At 50.2% G+C, this 13771-nt stretch carries 7 protein-coding genes; 5 read left to right on the top strand and 2 right to left on the bottom strand.

Going from position 1 to position 13771, the window contains the following annotated elements; genetic code table 11:
- Positions 1-113: 113 nt before the first annotated feature.
- Both hrpB and ABEA66_RS10310 read right to left on the bottom strand, forming a co-directional pair.
- Entirely contained in the window at positions 114-2639 is a 2526-nt protein-coding gene (gene hrpB, locus ABEA66_RS10315; RefSeq protein ID WP_345587482.1) for an ATP-dependent helicase HrpB, read from the bottom strand.
- A 184-nt stretch (positions 2640-2823) separates the two neighbouring features.
- Positions 2824-3051 carry a 3-dehydroquinate dehydratase gene (locus ABEA66_RS10310; RefSeq protein WP_079912907.1) on the bottom strand — a complete coding sequence of 76 codons (228 nt, stop codon included), beginning with the start codon at positions 3049-3051 and terminating at the stop codon, positions 2824-2826.
- Between the two features lie 391 nt (positions 3052-3442).
- Between ABEA66_RS10310 and ABEA66_RS10305 the strand changes: the two genes are divergently transcribed.
- From ABEA66_RS10305 to ABEA66_RS10285, 5 genes are all read left to right on the top strand, one after another.
- On the top strand, positions 3443-6778 hold the full coding sequence (locus ABEA66_RS10305; RefSeq protein ID WP_345587481.1) for a glycosyl hydrolase: 3336 nt from the start codon (positions 3443-3445) through the stop codon (positions 6776-6778).
- Between the two features lie 678 nt (positions 6779-7456).
- On the top strand, positions 7457-9784 hold the full coding sequence (locus ABEA66_RS10300; RefSeq protein ID WP_345587480.1) for a helix-turn-helix domain-containing protein: 2328 nt from the start codon (positions 7457-7459) through the stop codon (positions 9782-9784).
- A gap of 241 nt (positions 9785-10025) precedes the next feature.
- The gene (locus ABEA66_RS10295) at positions 10026-10991 is read left to right on the top strand and encodes an ABC transporter permease (protein WP_345587479.1); all 966 of its coding nucleotides are present in this window, start codon (positions 10026-10028) and stop codon (positions 10989-10991) included.
- 18 nt (positions 10992-11009) lie between these two features.
- Positions 11010-11894, top strand: a complete 885-nt coding sequence (locus ABEA66_RS10290; RefSeq protein WP_345587478.1) for a carbohydrate ABC transporter permease — start codon at positions 11010-11012, stop codon at positions 11892-11894.
- Positions 11895-12048: 154 nt separating this feature from the next.
- Positions 12049-13605: an extracellular solute-binding protein gene (locus ABEA66_RS10285; RefSeq protein ID WP_079912911.1), complete on the top strand. Its 1557-nt coding sequence runs from the start codon at positions 12049-12051 to the stop codon at positions 13603-13605.
- The last annotated feature ends 166 nt before the right edge of the window (positions 13606-13771 follow it).

Here is a 13771-nt window from a genome sequence, read left to right as displayed (position 1 = left end):
CCAAGTGGCACTTGAACCTCCATGATAACATGAAGGTTTTTTTGAGTGTCTACTTGAAGGGGATAATACCATACGTTCATTTCGCATACCGGTTTTTTTAGCATATCCTCGGATTAACCGCGCGGACGGGTTCGATTCGTAGGCATAGCCTCGAGGGGATTATCAGGCCAATAATGCTTGGGGTAACGCCCTTTCAAATCCTTCTTGACTTCGAAATAGGCGCCGGACCAGAAGCTGGCCAAATCCCTTGTTACTTGCACGGGTCTATGGGCGGGAGACAGCAGGTGCAGAGTAAGCGGAACCTGGCCCCGTCCTATGCAGGGCGTCTCCGTCAGCCCGAACATTTCCTGAAGTCTGACTGCGAGCAATGGAGCTGCCGGATCGGTGTAGTCTATTGGAATTCGTGAACCGCTAGGGACGACCATATGAGTCGGAGCATAAGTATCCAGCTCCCGTCTCTGCTCCCAGGTAAGCCACGATTCCAGTATATCGGCCAAATGGAGCCGTTCCAGGTCACCCCGGTTCTTCAGTCCGTACAGGTGCGGCCCCAGCCATTCATCAAGCTTTGACAGCAAGGCTTCATCCGAAGCATCGGGCCATGCAGGATCTACCGAGTGCATGAAGCACATTCGCTGCTGCAGCTGCCTCGCAGCCTTGGTCCATGTAAGCAGGGACAAGCCTTCCTGGAGGATGCCTTCGAGCAAGGCCGTGAGCATGGCATCGGGATCAGGCTGAGGAATTGGAGCTTCCTTGAGGACAAGCGCCCCGATACGAAGCCGCTTACGCGCACGTACGGCCAGGGTGGAGGAATCCCAGCTTACGGTGGATTCCTGTTCGATCATCTCACTCAGATATTGCTCCATATCGCTTAGCTCCAGCGGGGCCGCCAGATGGATCCGGCTCTCTAACCCTTGATCGTCCAGCTCAGCCGCGACCAGATAGAGAGAGGAAGCCAAAGGCTGCATATCTTGAAATGCAGCCCCGCGCCCATTTTGCAGCAAGTAGCGGCCATTCGGTCTGCGATGGCCGATCCGGTCCGGGTAAGCCAGCGCCAGCAGTAGGCCGCATGCCTCGATGTCACCTTGTGATGCGGTTTGCGGCAGCTTCAGCATCCGTTTCCATTGATTTGCTTCCGCGATCGCCCGCTTAGACGCCGCGAGATCGATTCGGAACCCTTCGTGGTAGGGTTCCATGGTTCTCTCCACGGAGGCTGCTTTGCGAAGCGCCTCTACACGCAGCCTCATGTCGGCATTTTTTCCGGCTCCGCCTTCATTTCTCAGGATGTCGCGCTCGTTCAGCAGCGCAGCCAGCTCGCAGGCGAGTACGCCTAGCCGCATAGGAATGGCTTTGAGCAGCATATGAGCGAGGCGCGGGTGAAGGCCCAGCTCCGCCATGGCTTTGCCATGCTCCGTAATGCCTCCCTTCGCATCGAGCGCGCCCAGGCCTTGGAGCAGAGCGCGGGCATGCGAGAACGCGGCGGAAGGGGGCAGGTCCAGCCAGCTGAGCTCGGCCGGATCGGCTACGCCCCATTGCGCCAGCTCCAGAGCGAGCGGCGTGAGGTCCGCCTCGGCAATCTCAGGTGCGTTATGCTCCTTGAGATTGCGATCGTCCTGCTCCGTCCACAGCCGGTAGCATAGGCCCGGTGCGGTTCTCCCCGCACGTCCCCTGCGCTGATCTGCGGAAGCGCGTGAGACGGGGATTGTCTCCAGGCGCGTCATTCCGGTGCGCGGGGAGAAACGGGGAACACGCATAAGGCCAGCATCGATAACGATGCGCACGCCTTCCACCGTCAAGCTCGATTCCGCAATCGAGGTGGCCAGAACAACCTTGCGTTCATCAGGCCGGGACGGCGAAATCGCCGCATCCTGGGCTTCCTGCGGCAAGCTTCCGTAGAGCGGAGCAATCCTCACCGCTTGGCGGGCTGCCGAGACTTGCTCGCGGAGCAAAGCTTCTACGCGCCGTATCTCACCCTCCCCCGGGAGGAAGACGAGCAGATCGCCGGGATCATGCTCCAATGCACTTAGAATGCAGCGGACGACCGACGGTTCGATCCTCCCCTCCGTGCTGCGGCTCCAGAACCGTGTCTCCACGGGGAAGCTGCGACCTTCACTGACGAGAATCGGCGCATCATTCAACAGCTTGGCGACGGGCTCTGCATTCAATGTCGCGGACATGACCAATATTCGCAAATCGTCGCGCAGCAGCGATTGCGATTGAAGGCACAGGGCGAGACCGGTATCGGCGTGCAGACTGCGCTCATGAAATTCATCGAAAATAACGATGCCGACATCCTCCAATGCAGGGTCGGCTTGAAGCATGCGGGTTAGCACGCCTTCCGTTACAACCTCGATACGGGTTTCGGAGCTAACCTGGCTATCGAGCCGTACCCGGTAACCTACGGTGCCGCCGACCTTGTCCCCGAGTTTGGCGGCCATGTACCTTGCCGCTGATTTGGCTGCGAGCCTGCGGGGCTCGAGCATCAGTATGCGGCGATCGGCAAGCCAAGGCTCGTCCAACAGAGCAAGCGGAATCCGGGTTGTTTTCCCTGCGCCCGGCGCGGCTACCAGCACTGCGTTAGGACCGGAACGGAGCGTTTCTTGTAGTTTAGGTAATATGGATTCAATAGGTAACCGATTCATAGATTCACTTCTTCCTTAGACAAACAGCAAATAGATTATTCTATTGTATACGATAAGAGAAAAGGGGAACAAGTGAAGAGCGGGGTAGAGTAGGGGGAAGCAGAAAGAAAGGGCCCCTTACAGGCCCTTCATAACAGAGGCAATATGGATGAATAGATCAATAAAGCTTCTGTACGCCAATCTCTTAATAGAGAGACAATGCCAGCGAGTCCCGCTCGTTGAGGGAATGAAGAATAGCTTCACAGCCAACGATTTCGATACTAATAAGGGAGTCGAGACATTTTTTTATCGCTTTTCTTCCTTTGGTTACCTTGGATTCCAAAGCGGATTTCAATAAGTTAAACTTTTTATTTGTTTTCTCATCGGTGTACACAGGTACGGTTTTGTTTTGGACAGTTATAAATAGTTTCATCGATAATCACCAACCTAATATTGGATATGTAAATAGGATATATTACGATTATTAAAATAACATTAAAAAAGTTTTACAATTTTACTACAGAAGCTATTATTTTTTTCTTTCTGTCTATTAAGACGGATGATAGCTGGAAAAGGTTACACATCTAATGAAAAAAACTCGCCTCAGCGAAGAAGCCCCATACCTTCTCCAGTCCGCTGATAGAAAGCAATGCGGTTTACGAAGTGACAAGGATTGGCCGCAGCATTTTTGGCAAGGAAGTCTCATGACTACAAAATAGTGCAAGTATTTTTCATAGAATAAGCAAAAATGTGTAATTGTGTTCTAGAACCTTATCCTATAAGGTTATCTATGGAAAAGGGATTACGAGACTGGAGGGATTCTCATGTTGGATCTGAAACGATTTGAGCAACCGCCGTCAGCGTTCCGCATTCAACCTTTTTGGTTCTGGAACGGTGATATGTTAGACGAGGAAATCCGTCATCAAATCCGTGAAATGGCGGATAAAGGCGTCGGCGGTTTTTTTATATGCGCAAGGCAAGGTTTGCAAATCCCTTACTTATCCGATGCCTGGTTCGGCAAGGTTCGCGTTGCCGTAGAAGAGGCCGACAAGAACGGGATGGAGGTCTGGTTATATGACGAATACCCCTATCCGAGCGGAATAGCCGGGGGAGAAGTCATATTGGAGCATCCTGACGCGAAGCACTATACGCTGGCACATCAATCGGAACGTGTCTCCGCCGGCCAGCATGTGACGCTCGAGCTGCCTTGGGCCAAAATTTTGTTCGCCAAGGCGGTACCCGTATCGGCATCAGGCAAGCTGAATTGGGATCAGGCCATCGATGTCCGTTCAAGCATCGGCAACTATCAAGCTGACCCGATATTTCAGAAGGCGGGCTTGACTGCCTATAATCAGAAGCGGTTCTTTACATACCGTACGGTGCAAAAGATGGATTGGACCGCTCCATCGGGCCCGAACCTGGAAGAAGCATGGGAAGTCATCATCGTTCAGGAACAGGAAATTGAAGACTTCAAATATTACGGAACCTTCGTCGATCCCTGCAACCGGGAAGCTATGGCCGCGTTTATTAGGCTGACGCACGATAAGTACGCACAGCATCTCGGGGACTATTTCGGCAAGACGATAAAAGGAATGTTTACCGACGAGATCGGTCTCTTAGGAAGTATTCCTTGGTCTCCGCGGTTAGCGGACGAATTTCTGCAGCGGAACGGCTACGATCTGCGGGAGCATCTGCACGCGCTGCTGTATTCGGATGCGGAGGATGCGGCCCGGATACGGTATGACTACTATCAAACGGTTCATTTGCTCCTAAGAGAGTCCTATCACAAGCAAGTGCATGATTGGTGTGAACGGCACGGACTTCAATATGTTGCCGAGGTGCCTTCGGTACGAATGACGACCCAGCTGTACAGTCATGTGCCAGGCGGCGATTCGGCGCACGAGAAGCTGGGCCGGTCATTAGAATGGATTTTGAACCAGTATGCGGACAATATGCGAAGCAATCCCAAGATGGTCAGCTCGCTTGCGCGTCAGTTGGGCCGGGAGCGCAACCTGATCGAATGCTTCCACAGCGTAGGCTGGTCTATGACGCTGCAGGATGCAAGATGGATGATAGACCGTATGGCTGCGATGGGCACGAACTTTTTTAATTTTCATGCCTTCTTTTATACGCTGGACGGCCTGACCAAGCATGATGCCCCTCCATCCCAATTTTTGCAAAATCCGTATTGGGAGCATTTTCGTCAGTTGGGGGATTATACGGGAAGAATCAGCTATGCGATGAGCTGCGGAGACGCGGATATCTCGATAGCCGTGCTGCAGCCGACAACCTCCCTGTGGACGCATATGGGGAACCCGTTTCACGGGTTCGGATATGGCGGCCGTGAGACGCAGGAGAAGGAAAGGCTAAACAGCTTGAAGCAGTGGTGGGTTCGGATATGCAACCAATTGACGCTTAGCGGCAGAGATTTCGATCATCTGGACGCGGAGCTTTTGGCGGAGGCCAATATTCAGGAGGGAGTTCTTTCGATAGGAAGAGCCCGGTATACGCTGCTGATCCTGCCTCCTATGACAAATCTCGAAAGTGCTGCCTGGAAGAAAATTCAAGACTTTCTTCATCAAGGCGGTAAGGTCATCAGTCTCGGACAGCTGCCATACGAGGCTATCGAGCCGAAGCAGTGGAATGAAGAAGAGCTTCTGGCCGCTTTCGGCTTAACGCAATCGGAGAAAGGCCGCTTCTGGACCGGGCATGAGGAAACGTCTGTTGCCGGAGATCATCCATGGTCATCAGGAGCCGGGAACGCCTACTATTTGCCTTTCCATGCCGGGGCGGAAGCCTCCGTCATTCTTGATAAATTGGACAAGCTTTTGGAAAAACTTCAGCCTCAAACCGTCCGGCTGCTGCCTGGCTGTGGTGAATTAAGTCTGTTGCTGCAAACCAGACATTTGGATGATCGCACGGCATTGGTGTTCATCAGCAACCAAGAGCAAGCCGTCCGTGAGGTTACGCTGAGTATAGCGGATAGCTACTTTAGCTTGGCCGATAGCCCGGCCTCGGGATCGGAAGTTGTTCACTTCGAGGAGCTCTCGCTGGACCATGGAAGCGTGAGCTGCTTGCAAGGGAACCGTTCGGAAGCGGCTTGGCAGTTGCCTATTGCACTGGCTCCATTTGAATCCCACTTGCTGAGGGTTACTCTGGTTGAACAAGCCCGGATGTCCGAAGCGGAGGGAAGCCGTGAGAGCCAAGCACAGCCGTGGGTATGGCAGATCGGTGCAACGGCTTCGTGGGAGATGCAGGCGGAGCAGCCTAACTCGGTTCGCTTCGATACCTTCCGGATGATTCTGCATTCGGGGGAAAGCAGCCCTGGCGTGAAGACGCAATCCGACGGAGCCTCCGGTGGGGTAACCGTACCGGTCAAAACCTTTATCGATCAATGCGCGGACCTTACGGATCAGCTTCCGTTCCCGGTATCGATGCGGCAGCTGTTCGGAACGCCGATGAAGCTAAGCATGGCTTATCCGCTTCACGTTAGTTATACATCGCAATTCGTCGTTGAAGAGCCGCTGGAAAGCGTCCGGCTTGTCATGGATAGCGGTGCGATATCGGGGCAAGGGGTTATCCGAATTAACGGGCATGTGATTCAGCCTGAAAGGATGGAGCCATATTTCCTGTATGACCATTCCAACGTTGCCTATGATGTAACGGCCTTTTTGGCCGAGGGAGTTAATGAGCTGTCGGTGGATGTCCGGATTGCCCATGATTGGGATGGGGTTGTCGATGCCCTCTACCTGAACGGATCGTTTCTCGTCCATTTCGACGGGCAGCATCGGCCTGTGCTGAGTGCGAAATCGCATCTGTCTATGCCATTGTCTGCCGGGCCTTACCGAGGCTATCCATACTATGCAGGGACCTTTACCTTTGCCAGAATGATTGATCTGCCAAGCCTGCCCGAAGCGGATTCGTTCGAGCTAAGCTTTATAGGCTGGGATTCGAACCTGCATGATAGTGTAGAAGTAATCGTCAACGGTCAATCCGTCGGAGTCCGCCCTTGGTCGCCTTATCGGTGGACAGGCCCTTCGAAGCTGCTGCGCAAAGGCGCTAACCGGGTCGAGGTCAAGGTCACCAATTCCTTAATAGGCCTGCTCGAAGGCAAATATTTTGATTATCCGAGTCATACGTTACTGCCTGTTAACTCATAACCAAAAGATTATAAGAGGGGAAAATAGATACCCCAGCCCCATATCTTCAATTTGACGAGCCAACGATCAGATATGGAAACTTCCGCATCACCAACCTGCATGTAGTTGCAGGTTTTTTTATTTTCGCGGCTGCCCTGGAAATTTCCCAAGCTCCTAATTTCAGTCCCCGTATTGCCGCCTCAATGGTATGGAGAGATTTCCGGGGATATTAAAAATGGCAGGATACTACATTGTGCTGATATGATTACCGGGTTATAATAAAATCCACATCATGAGAGTGAGATTAAGGGAACAAATCCTTATTTTAGATTAAGGAATGGCGTTGGACCGTATCTTGTCCCCGATGGTGAGACAGGTCACGGTCTATTTTATTTGGTGATGCAGCCTCTGTGTCGCATTCCAATCCATCCGGCAAACGGAGCCCGGAAGGAGCAGCCTAAAGGGCAAGCGAATTCAAGCTGGTCGACCCGGTTTTATGAGGTTGTCTTCGGCTTCATAGTTTTCCGAGAAATTCCAAATAAATAACCAATTATATTATAAAATTTCAAAATAAAACGGTTGAAAACAAAAACAAATAAAGGTATGGTAGTAATATAATGTTTAATATCGGGAGTACTTCCTTTCGAAAAGTGACTAACTATTAATACTTCTTGGTGGTGAATTGGATTGCTCGTTACAATGAAGAAGCGCTTGAGTCACTGGGGCTCCAGCTTTTATGGAGGAAAAGGAACACATTATCGGAAGATGCTCGTCTTGATTCTGATCATTGCCAGTATTCCCGGATTAATAACCGGAGCGTTGATTTACTGGTTTGTCGGAGGACGGATAGAGAATGAGCTGCTTCAGCTGCACAAAAATCAAATTATCAAGAGAGCGGAAAATATTGACGGGCAGTTCGAGAATATGGAGCTATCCATGTCTCATGGCGCTTTAGATACCAAATTCGATTACTCGCTGAAGGATACCGATTTTTATCGTCAATTTTCATTATCGAGAGATATATCCAAGACCTTAGTATTGATGCAAGGGGCCATGCCTCTCGCCAAACGGCTGGATTTGTATATAGACGGGCTGCTGCCGGTCCATTTTAACCCTGAGATTAGTGTCATCGATCCGAATTCGGATGAGTGGAAGCAGTTCAAGCAGGCCAGCGGGAAGGGGCCGAATGTATATTGGACAACCTTGCCTACACTGAACAAATACCAGACCGGATATGATCTGGCCCTAGTCCACAAAATTCCCGGAGGCACATCAGAGCCCTTCGGACTTATGGTGGCACGCCTGGACCGCGATAATGTCGTCTCGCTCTTGAAAACGGTTGCTCCTTATGATGAAGGGGAAGCGTTTATGATGCAGGAGGATGGCAATGTACTTATCTCAACCGAGGGGAACAGCCAAGCCTCTTCTCTAATTGAGGGGGTCAAAAAGGAAGTTTTAAGCCGTAACGCGGATCAGACCTCGTTCCTGTTCAAATGGGATAAAAATACGTATTCGGTTTCTGCCGGGGTACTGGAAAGAATCGGGGAAAAGTGGATCTATGTGTCCATAGCGCCGACCAGTGCGATTAAGAAGCCGATCGTGTTCCTGTCGCAGGTGATCGTTCTTATCAGCTGTGCTGGACTGCTCCTTGCCGCCGTATTATCGTGGCTCGCATCCCGTAAAATATATTCCCCGTTAAATCAGCTGGTAGGTTTGCTGGGCAATGGGAATCAAACGCAGGGGAACGAATTTGAGCTGATAGAGAAGCATTGGCAGCACCTGAACCGGGAAAGTTTGGAGCTGCAGACCAAGCTGGAGAAGCAGATGCCGCAGATGAAGGAGGGCTTCGTGCTGCAGCTGATTCAAGGTTATTTGTCGGCGTATTCGGAGAGCGATCTCAGGGACCGGATGAATCATTATGGCTGGAATACCGAACACCGCCAATATATCGTGCTGTATCTGCAGCTGGTAGGAATGACGGAGCTGGATACGGGCGGCAGGTTTTCCCATGGAGATGAAGGGCTTATCACCTTTGCCGCAGCCAATATGATTGAAGAGCTGGCCAATGAACGGTTCGAGCATTGCCATGTCATAAATTTTCATAACTTAACTGTCGGTCTATTGCTGAATATTCCGGAAGGGCAGCCATTCAAGAACGAGCTGTACCAGCTGAGCGAAACATTAATGAAGACCATCAATCAAATTCTTAAGATGCAGGTTACTATTACCTTGGGGAAAGCTACGGAGCAGCTGAGAGAAATCCCGTTCTTATTCGAGGAGGCGAAGCTTGCTTTAAGCTACCGCAATTTCAGCAAGGAGAATCAGATCATTGACCTGGAGGCTCTTAGCAAGCTGGAGGAGCATCAGCCGTTCCAGTATCCTTTTTCCTTGGAGAGAGAGATTATTCAGGCGATGCGGATGGGACAAGCGGACGAGGCGAGGCAGCATGTTCATGCCTTCATGAATGCGGTAGCCGCAGACGGAGTTAAGGAGATGGATGTGCAGCAGGGGATGATGAATCTACTTGGTTCCCTCGAGCATGCTATCATGCAATCGGGTCTGAATCCGAACCAGCTGTTCAAATCCGCCAACTTGTTCGAGCAGCTCTCCGCGCTGAGGGAGCCGGAGCAAATCGAAGCCTGGTTCATGAATAAGGTCATTGCCCCGTTCATCGAGGCGATGGAGAACCGGGCGGATTTCCAGCTTAAGAAAATGATTGAGCAGGCGATGCTGTATATTCAGGCGAACTACATGAACGATATCTCACTCGATAGCTGCGCGGAGCACTGCGGTACGAATGCCTTCGTGATGAGCCGGACGTTCAAGCAGGTGTCAGGCAAAAACTTCATTGACTATTTGACGGATCTTCGCATGGAGAAAGCGAAGGAGATGCTGCGCAATTCGGAGCTGAAGATTAACGAGGTATCAGAAAAAGTCGGGTATCAGCATAGCTATTTCAACCGTATTTTCAAAAAATATGAAGGGGTCACCCCGAGTCAATATCGGGAAATGAGCCGCCAAGCATAAACCGGAAAACCCGCTCGTGGAGCGGGTTTTTTCGTTGTTAACAAGAAAAGAGTAGGTTTGCAAAAGATGTCCAACCGGCAAAACCCGGGCAAATCAAGAATGTCTAATTGCAAACAAATGCCCCATCCAACACAATGTGACTATGACTTAACCGAATGACGAAACGAGTCTCAAAGAATCGTTAAAGGTCGAAACCTGTCGGAGAAACACTGTGAATTTGAATTCAATAAGGAGTGAAACTATGGGGCACACAACAACGACTGACAGCCTCCAAGTGAAGGTACGAAAAAAACAAAGTACCAAGGACCTATTTTTAAAACGGCTGAAACGGGATAAATGGATGTATCTTCTTCTATTGCCGGGTATTTTGTACTTCCTCATCTTTAAATACGTTCCAATGTGGGGCGTAATGCTCGCATTCAAAAACTATCAGCCTTTCACAGGCTTTATGAACAGTGAATGGGTCGGTCTCGATCATTTCCGCGACTTCTTTCAAAATCCGGATTTTGGCCGTCTGCTGAGAAATACGCTGCTGATTTCTTTATATAATCTGGTATTTTTCTTCCCGGCGCCTATTATTATTGCGCTGATGCTAAATGAGGTTCGCAAAGAATTTTACAAACGGACCATTCAAACGCTCATTTATGTACCGCATTTTATCTCCATGGTTATCGTGGCCAGTCTCTCTTATGTCTTTCTGACGACGGAAGGCGGCATCGTTAACAGTATACTGGAGCAGGTAATTGGTCATAAGATTGATTTTCTGTCCAGTCCGGACTGGTTCCGTCCGCTTATCATATTGCAAACCATGTGGAAGGAATGCGGCTGGGGAACGATTATTTTCCTTGCAGCATTAGCCGGAGTCGATACAGAACAGTATGAAGCCGCCATCGTAGACGGGGCTAGCCGCTGGCGTCAAATGTGGCACATTACGCTGCCTTCGATTCGCAGCACCATCATTATTTTGTTGATTCTTAAAGTCGGTGATGTTCTGGAAAACGGTTTCGAGCAAATCTATCTGATGACGAACGCACTGAACAGGGACGTTGCCGACGTATTCGATACGTATGTCTATATGATGGGGATTACGCAGGGGGCATTCAGCTATAGTACGGCGGTCGGTTTGTTCAAGTCGATTGTCGGTGTCATCCTCGTATTCACCAGCAACTATCTGGCCAAGCGATTTGGTCAATCAGGGATTTATTAATAATGGAGGTTCGATACGATGGGGAGACATCACAGAAGCTTACTGGATAATGTGTTCGACGGGCTTAACTATACGTTTCTCGGGATCCTCGGGATCTTGACGATATTGCCTTTCCTTTATGTCATTGCAGGCTCCTTCGCTACGGAGTCGGAGCTGACCGAAAGAGCGTTCTTCCTTATTCCCAAGACGTTCTCGCTTTCCGGATACCAATTCATTTTCTCTTCCGATACCTTGTTCCGAAGCATTCTGGTTTCGATCTATGTTACGGTGATGGGGACCGCGGTAAACCTTATTTTTACCGTGACGATGGCTTACGCTTTGGCCAGGAAAGACTTGATGGGGCGCAATACCATATTGAACCTGGTGCTGTTCTCCATGCTGTTCTCCGGCGGACTGATTCCGACCTACCTGGTCGTGAAAAACCTTGGATTGCTTGATTCCTACTGGGCGCTATTGCTGCCGGGAGCCATCAGCGCATTCAACCTGATTGTCGTGAAAAACTTTTTCCAGGAGATGCCTCCAGGACTTGAGGAGGCTGCGAGAATCGACGGCTGTACCGAGCTCGGCGTTCTATGGCGCATCGTTCTTCCGTTGTCCAAGCCGGTGCTTGCCACCTTCGGCCTTTTCTACGCGGTAGGTCATTGGAACAACTTCATTACCGCACTCTTGTATATCAACGACCCGGATAAATGGCCGCTTCAGGTCATGCTGAGACAGCTCGTTATGCTCTCCCAAGGCAACATCGGAGATATGAGTCAGCTGGATCCAACCTTCGTTCAGCCGCCGGAGCAAACGATCAAAATGGCTGTTATCGTTGTCGGCACGATTCCGATCCTGCTTGTGTATCCGTTTCTGCAAAAGCACTTCGCCAAAGGGGTATTGATAGGATCCATTAAAGGATAAACAGCCGTACGATCGTCTCTATTTCCAGAACTAATTCTTTCGCATTGCTGCAAGGGGGGATAAGGAACGGTAATGCGAATTATTATAAATTTTAAGCCAATGATTCAGTAAAACTTGTTATACTCAATGAAGATAAAAAGGGAGGCAATGATTCATGAAATCCAGAAAGAAATCGATGAAACGTCTAGTAAGCGGGGTTATGATCTCTACGATCGCTGTTACTGCGGTTGGCTGTGGTGCCGGCGGAGACAAGGCTCCGGCAGCAGGGAAAGACTCGGGAGGCTCCTCATCGTCCGCGCCGCTTGAGCTGAGCATCATGCTTCCTGCGTTCAAGCCCACGTTCCCTAAGGACGGAAGCCCGGTAGTCGCTGAATTGGAGAAATTCACCAATAGCAAAATACATTTGGAGTGGGTGCCGGATTCCTCTTATGCGGATAAAATGAACATCACTCTTGCATCCGGTAAATTGCCTACCGTTATGGTTATCAAGGATAAAACAGCCAGCTTTATCAATGCTGCACGCTCCGGTGCTTTCTGGGAAGTAGGCCCTTATTTGAAGGACTATCCGAACCTGAGCAAGGCCAACCCGATCGTTAATAACAACATCTCCGTTGACGGCAAAATATACGGTGTTTACCGCGCCAGACCGCTCGGAAGAAACGGTATCGTGTACCGCAAGGAATGGCTGGATAATCTTGGAATGCAAGAGCCTAAGACCATTGACGACTTTTACAACATGCTGAAAGCCTTTACAACCAAGGATCCGGACAAGAACGGCAAGAACGATACGTACGGTATGGTTATCTCCAAATACACAGGCCCGTTCGATATTATGCAAACCTGGTTCGGGGTTCCTAATAAATGGGGTGAGGACTCCAGCGGCAAGCTCATTCCTGCACACTATACGCCGGAGTACATGGATGCTCTCAAATTCTTCAAAAAGCTGTACGATGAAAAGCTGATCAACGCGGACTTTGCGGTTATGGATTCCAATAAATGGACCGATCCGATCGTCAATGGACAAGCAGGCGTTATGGTTGACGTAACCGATAATGCGGCACGCATCGATGATAAAATTCACGCCGCTCTGCAGCAAGCAGGCAAGGATGACAAGAACAAATACTTCATGGATATTCTGGGATCGGTAGCGGGTCCTAAAGGAAACCGCGCTCTGCCTACATCCGGTTATGCCGGAATGGTGGTTATTTCCAAATCGGCGGTAAAAACCGAGAAGGATCTGCGTCAAGTATTGGCATTCCTGGATAAGCTGAATGAAACAGAAGCACAAAATCTCGGCTTCAACGGCATCGAAGGCAAGCACTATAAGAAGGTGGAAGGCGGCATTGAGCCTGTTAAGGATACGGCCTTGATAGATCAGGAGGTCAGCGGCTTGAACCAAATGTTCATGGGCATTCCTGAGAACAGATATCTGGAAGTTGTTCAAACACCGGTCCGCAAAAAATCCAACGAAGTGCAAAAAGCTAACGAAGCCATCGTCGTGCCTAACCCGGCCGAGCCTCTTGTTTCCAACGTATACGCACAAAAAGGGCCTCAACTGGATAACATCATCAATGATGCCAGAACCAAGTTCATCGTAGGCCAAATTGACGAAGCAGGCTTCAAGGCAGCTGTAGAGCTTTGGAAAAAGAGCGGCGGCGAAGACTACGTAAAAGAAATTAACGATCTGTACCAAGCTTCGAAGAAAAAATAAGCGGAGTATAGCTCAAAGAAAACCTAAGGTATCCCCAATCCCTTTGGCTGTGCCCTGTGGCACAGCCCGTTTTCTTGCCCTATAGACAACGTGTGCAAGGAAGTGTAAAGCACTGCAACAAAGTCTAAACGGTCTCCACCTGTATCACAAAAATATCCAATGGTTG

Source organism: Paenibacillus vulneris (assembly GCF_039543185.1).
GTDB lineage: Bacteria > Bacillota > Bacilli > Paenibacillales > NBRC-103111 > Paenibacillus_S > Paenibacillus_S vulneris.
The sequence above is the reverse complement of the archived record's forward strand: the minus strand, read 5'-3'. Positions and strand labels throughout refer to the sequence as shown.

What these genes read in the sequence shown, in the direction of transcription:
- ABEA66_RS10290 (WP_345587478.1), top strand. Translation starts at nt 11,010, where the DNA reads ATGGGGAGACATCACAGAAGCTTACTGGATAATGTGTTCGACGGGCTT.
- ABEA66_RS10300 (WP_345587480.1), top strand. Translation starts at nt 7,457, where the DNA reads ATGAAGAAGCGCTTGAGTCACTGGGGCTCCAGCTTTTATGGAGGAAAA.
- hrpB (WP_345587482.1), bottom strand. Translation starts at nt 2,639, where the DNA reads ATGAATCGGTTACCTATTGAATCCATATTACCTAAACTACAAGAAACG.
- ABEA66_RS10305 (WP_345587481.1), top strand. Translation starts at nt 3,443, where the DNA reads ATGTTGGATCTGAAACGATTTGAGCAACCGCCGTCAGCGTTCCGCATT.
- ABEA66_RS10310 (WP_079912907.1), bottom strand. Translation starts at nt 3,051, where the DNA reads ATGAAACTATTTATAACTGTCCAAAACAAAACCGTACCTGTGTACACC.
- ABEA66_RS10285 (WP_079912911.1), top strand. Translation starts at nt 12,049, where the DNA reads ATGAAATCCAGAAAGAAATCGATGAAACGTCTAGTAAGCGGGGTTATG.
- ABEA66_RS10295 (WP_345587479.1), top strand. Translation starts at nt 10,026, where the DNA reads ATGGGGCACACAACAACGACTGACAGCCTCCAAGTGAAGGTACGAAAA.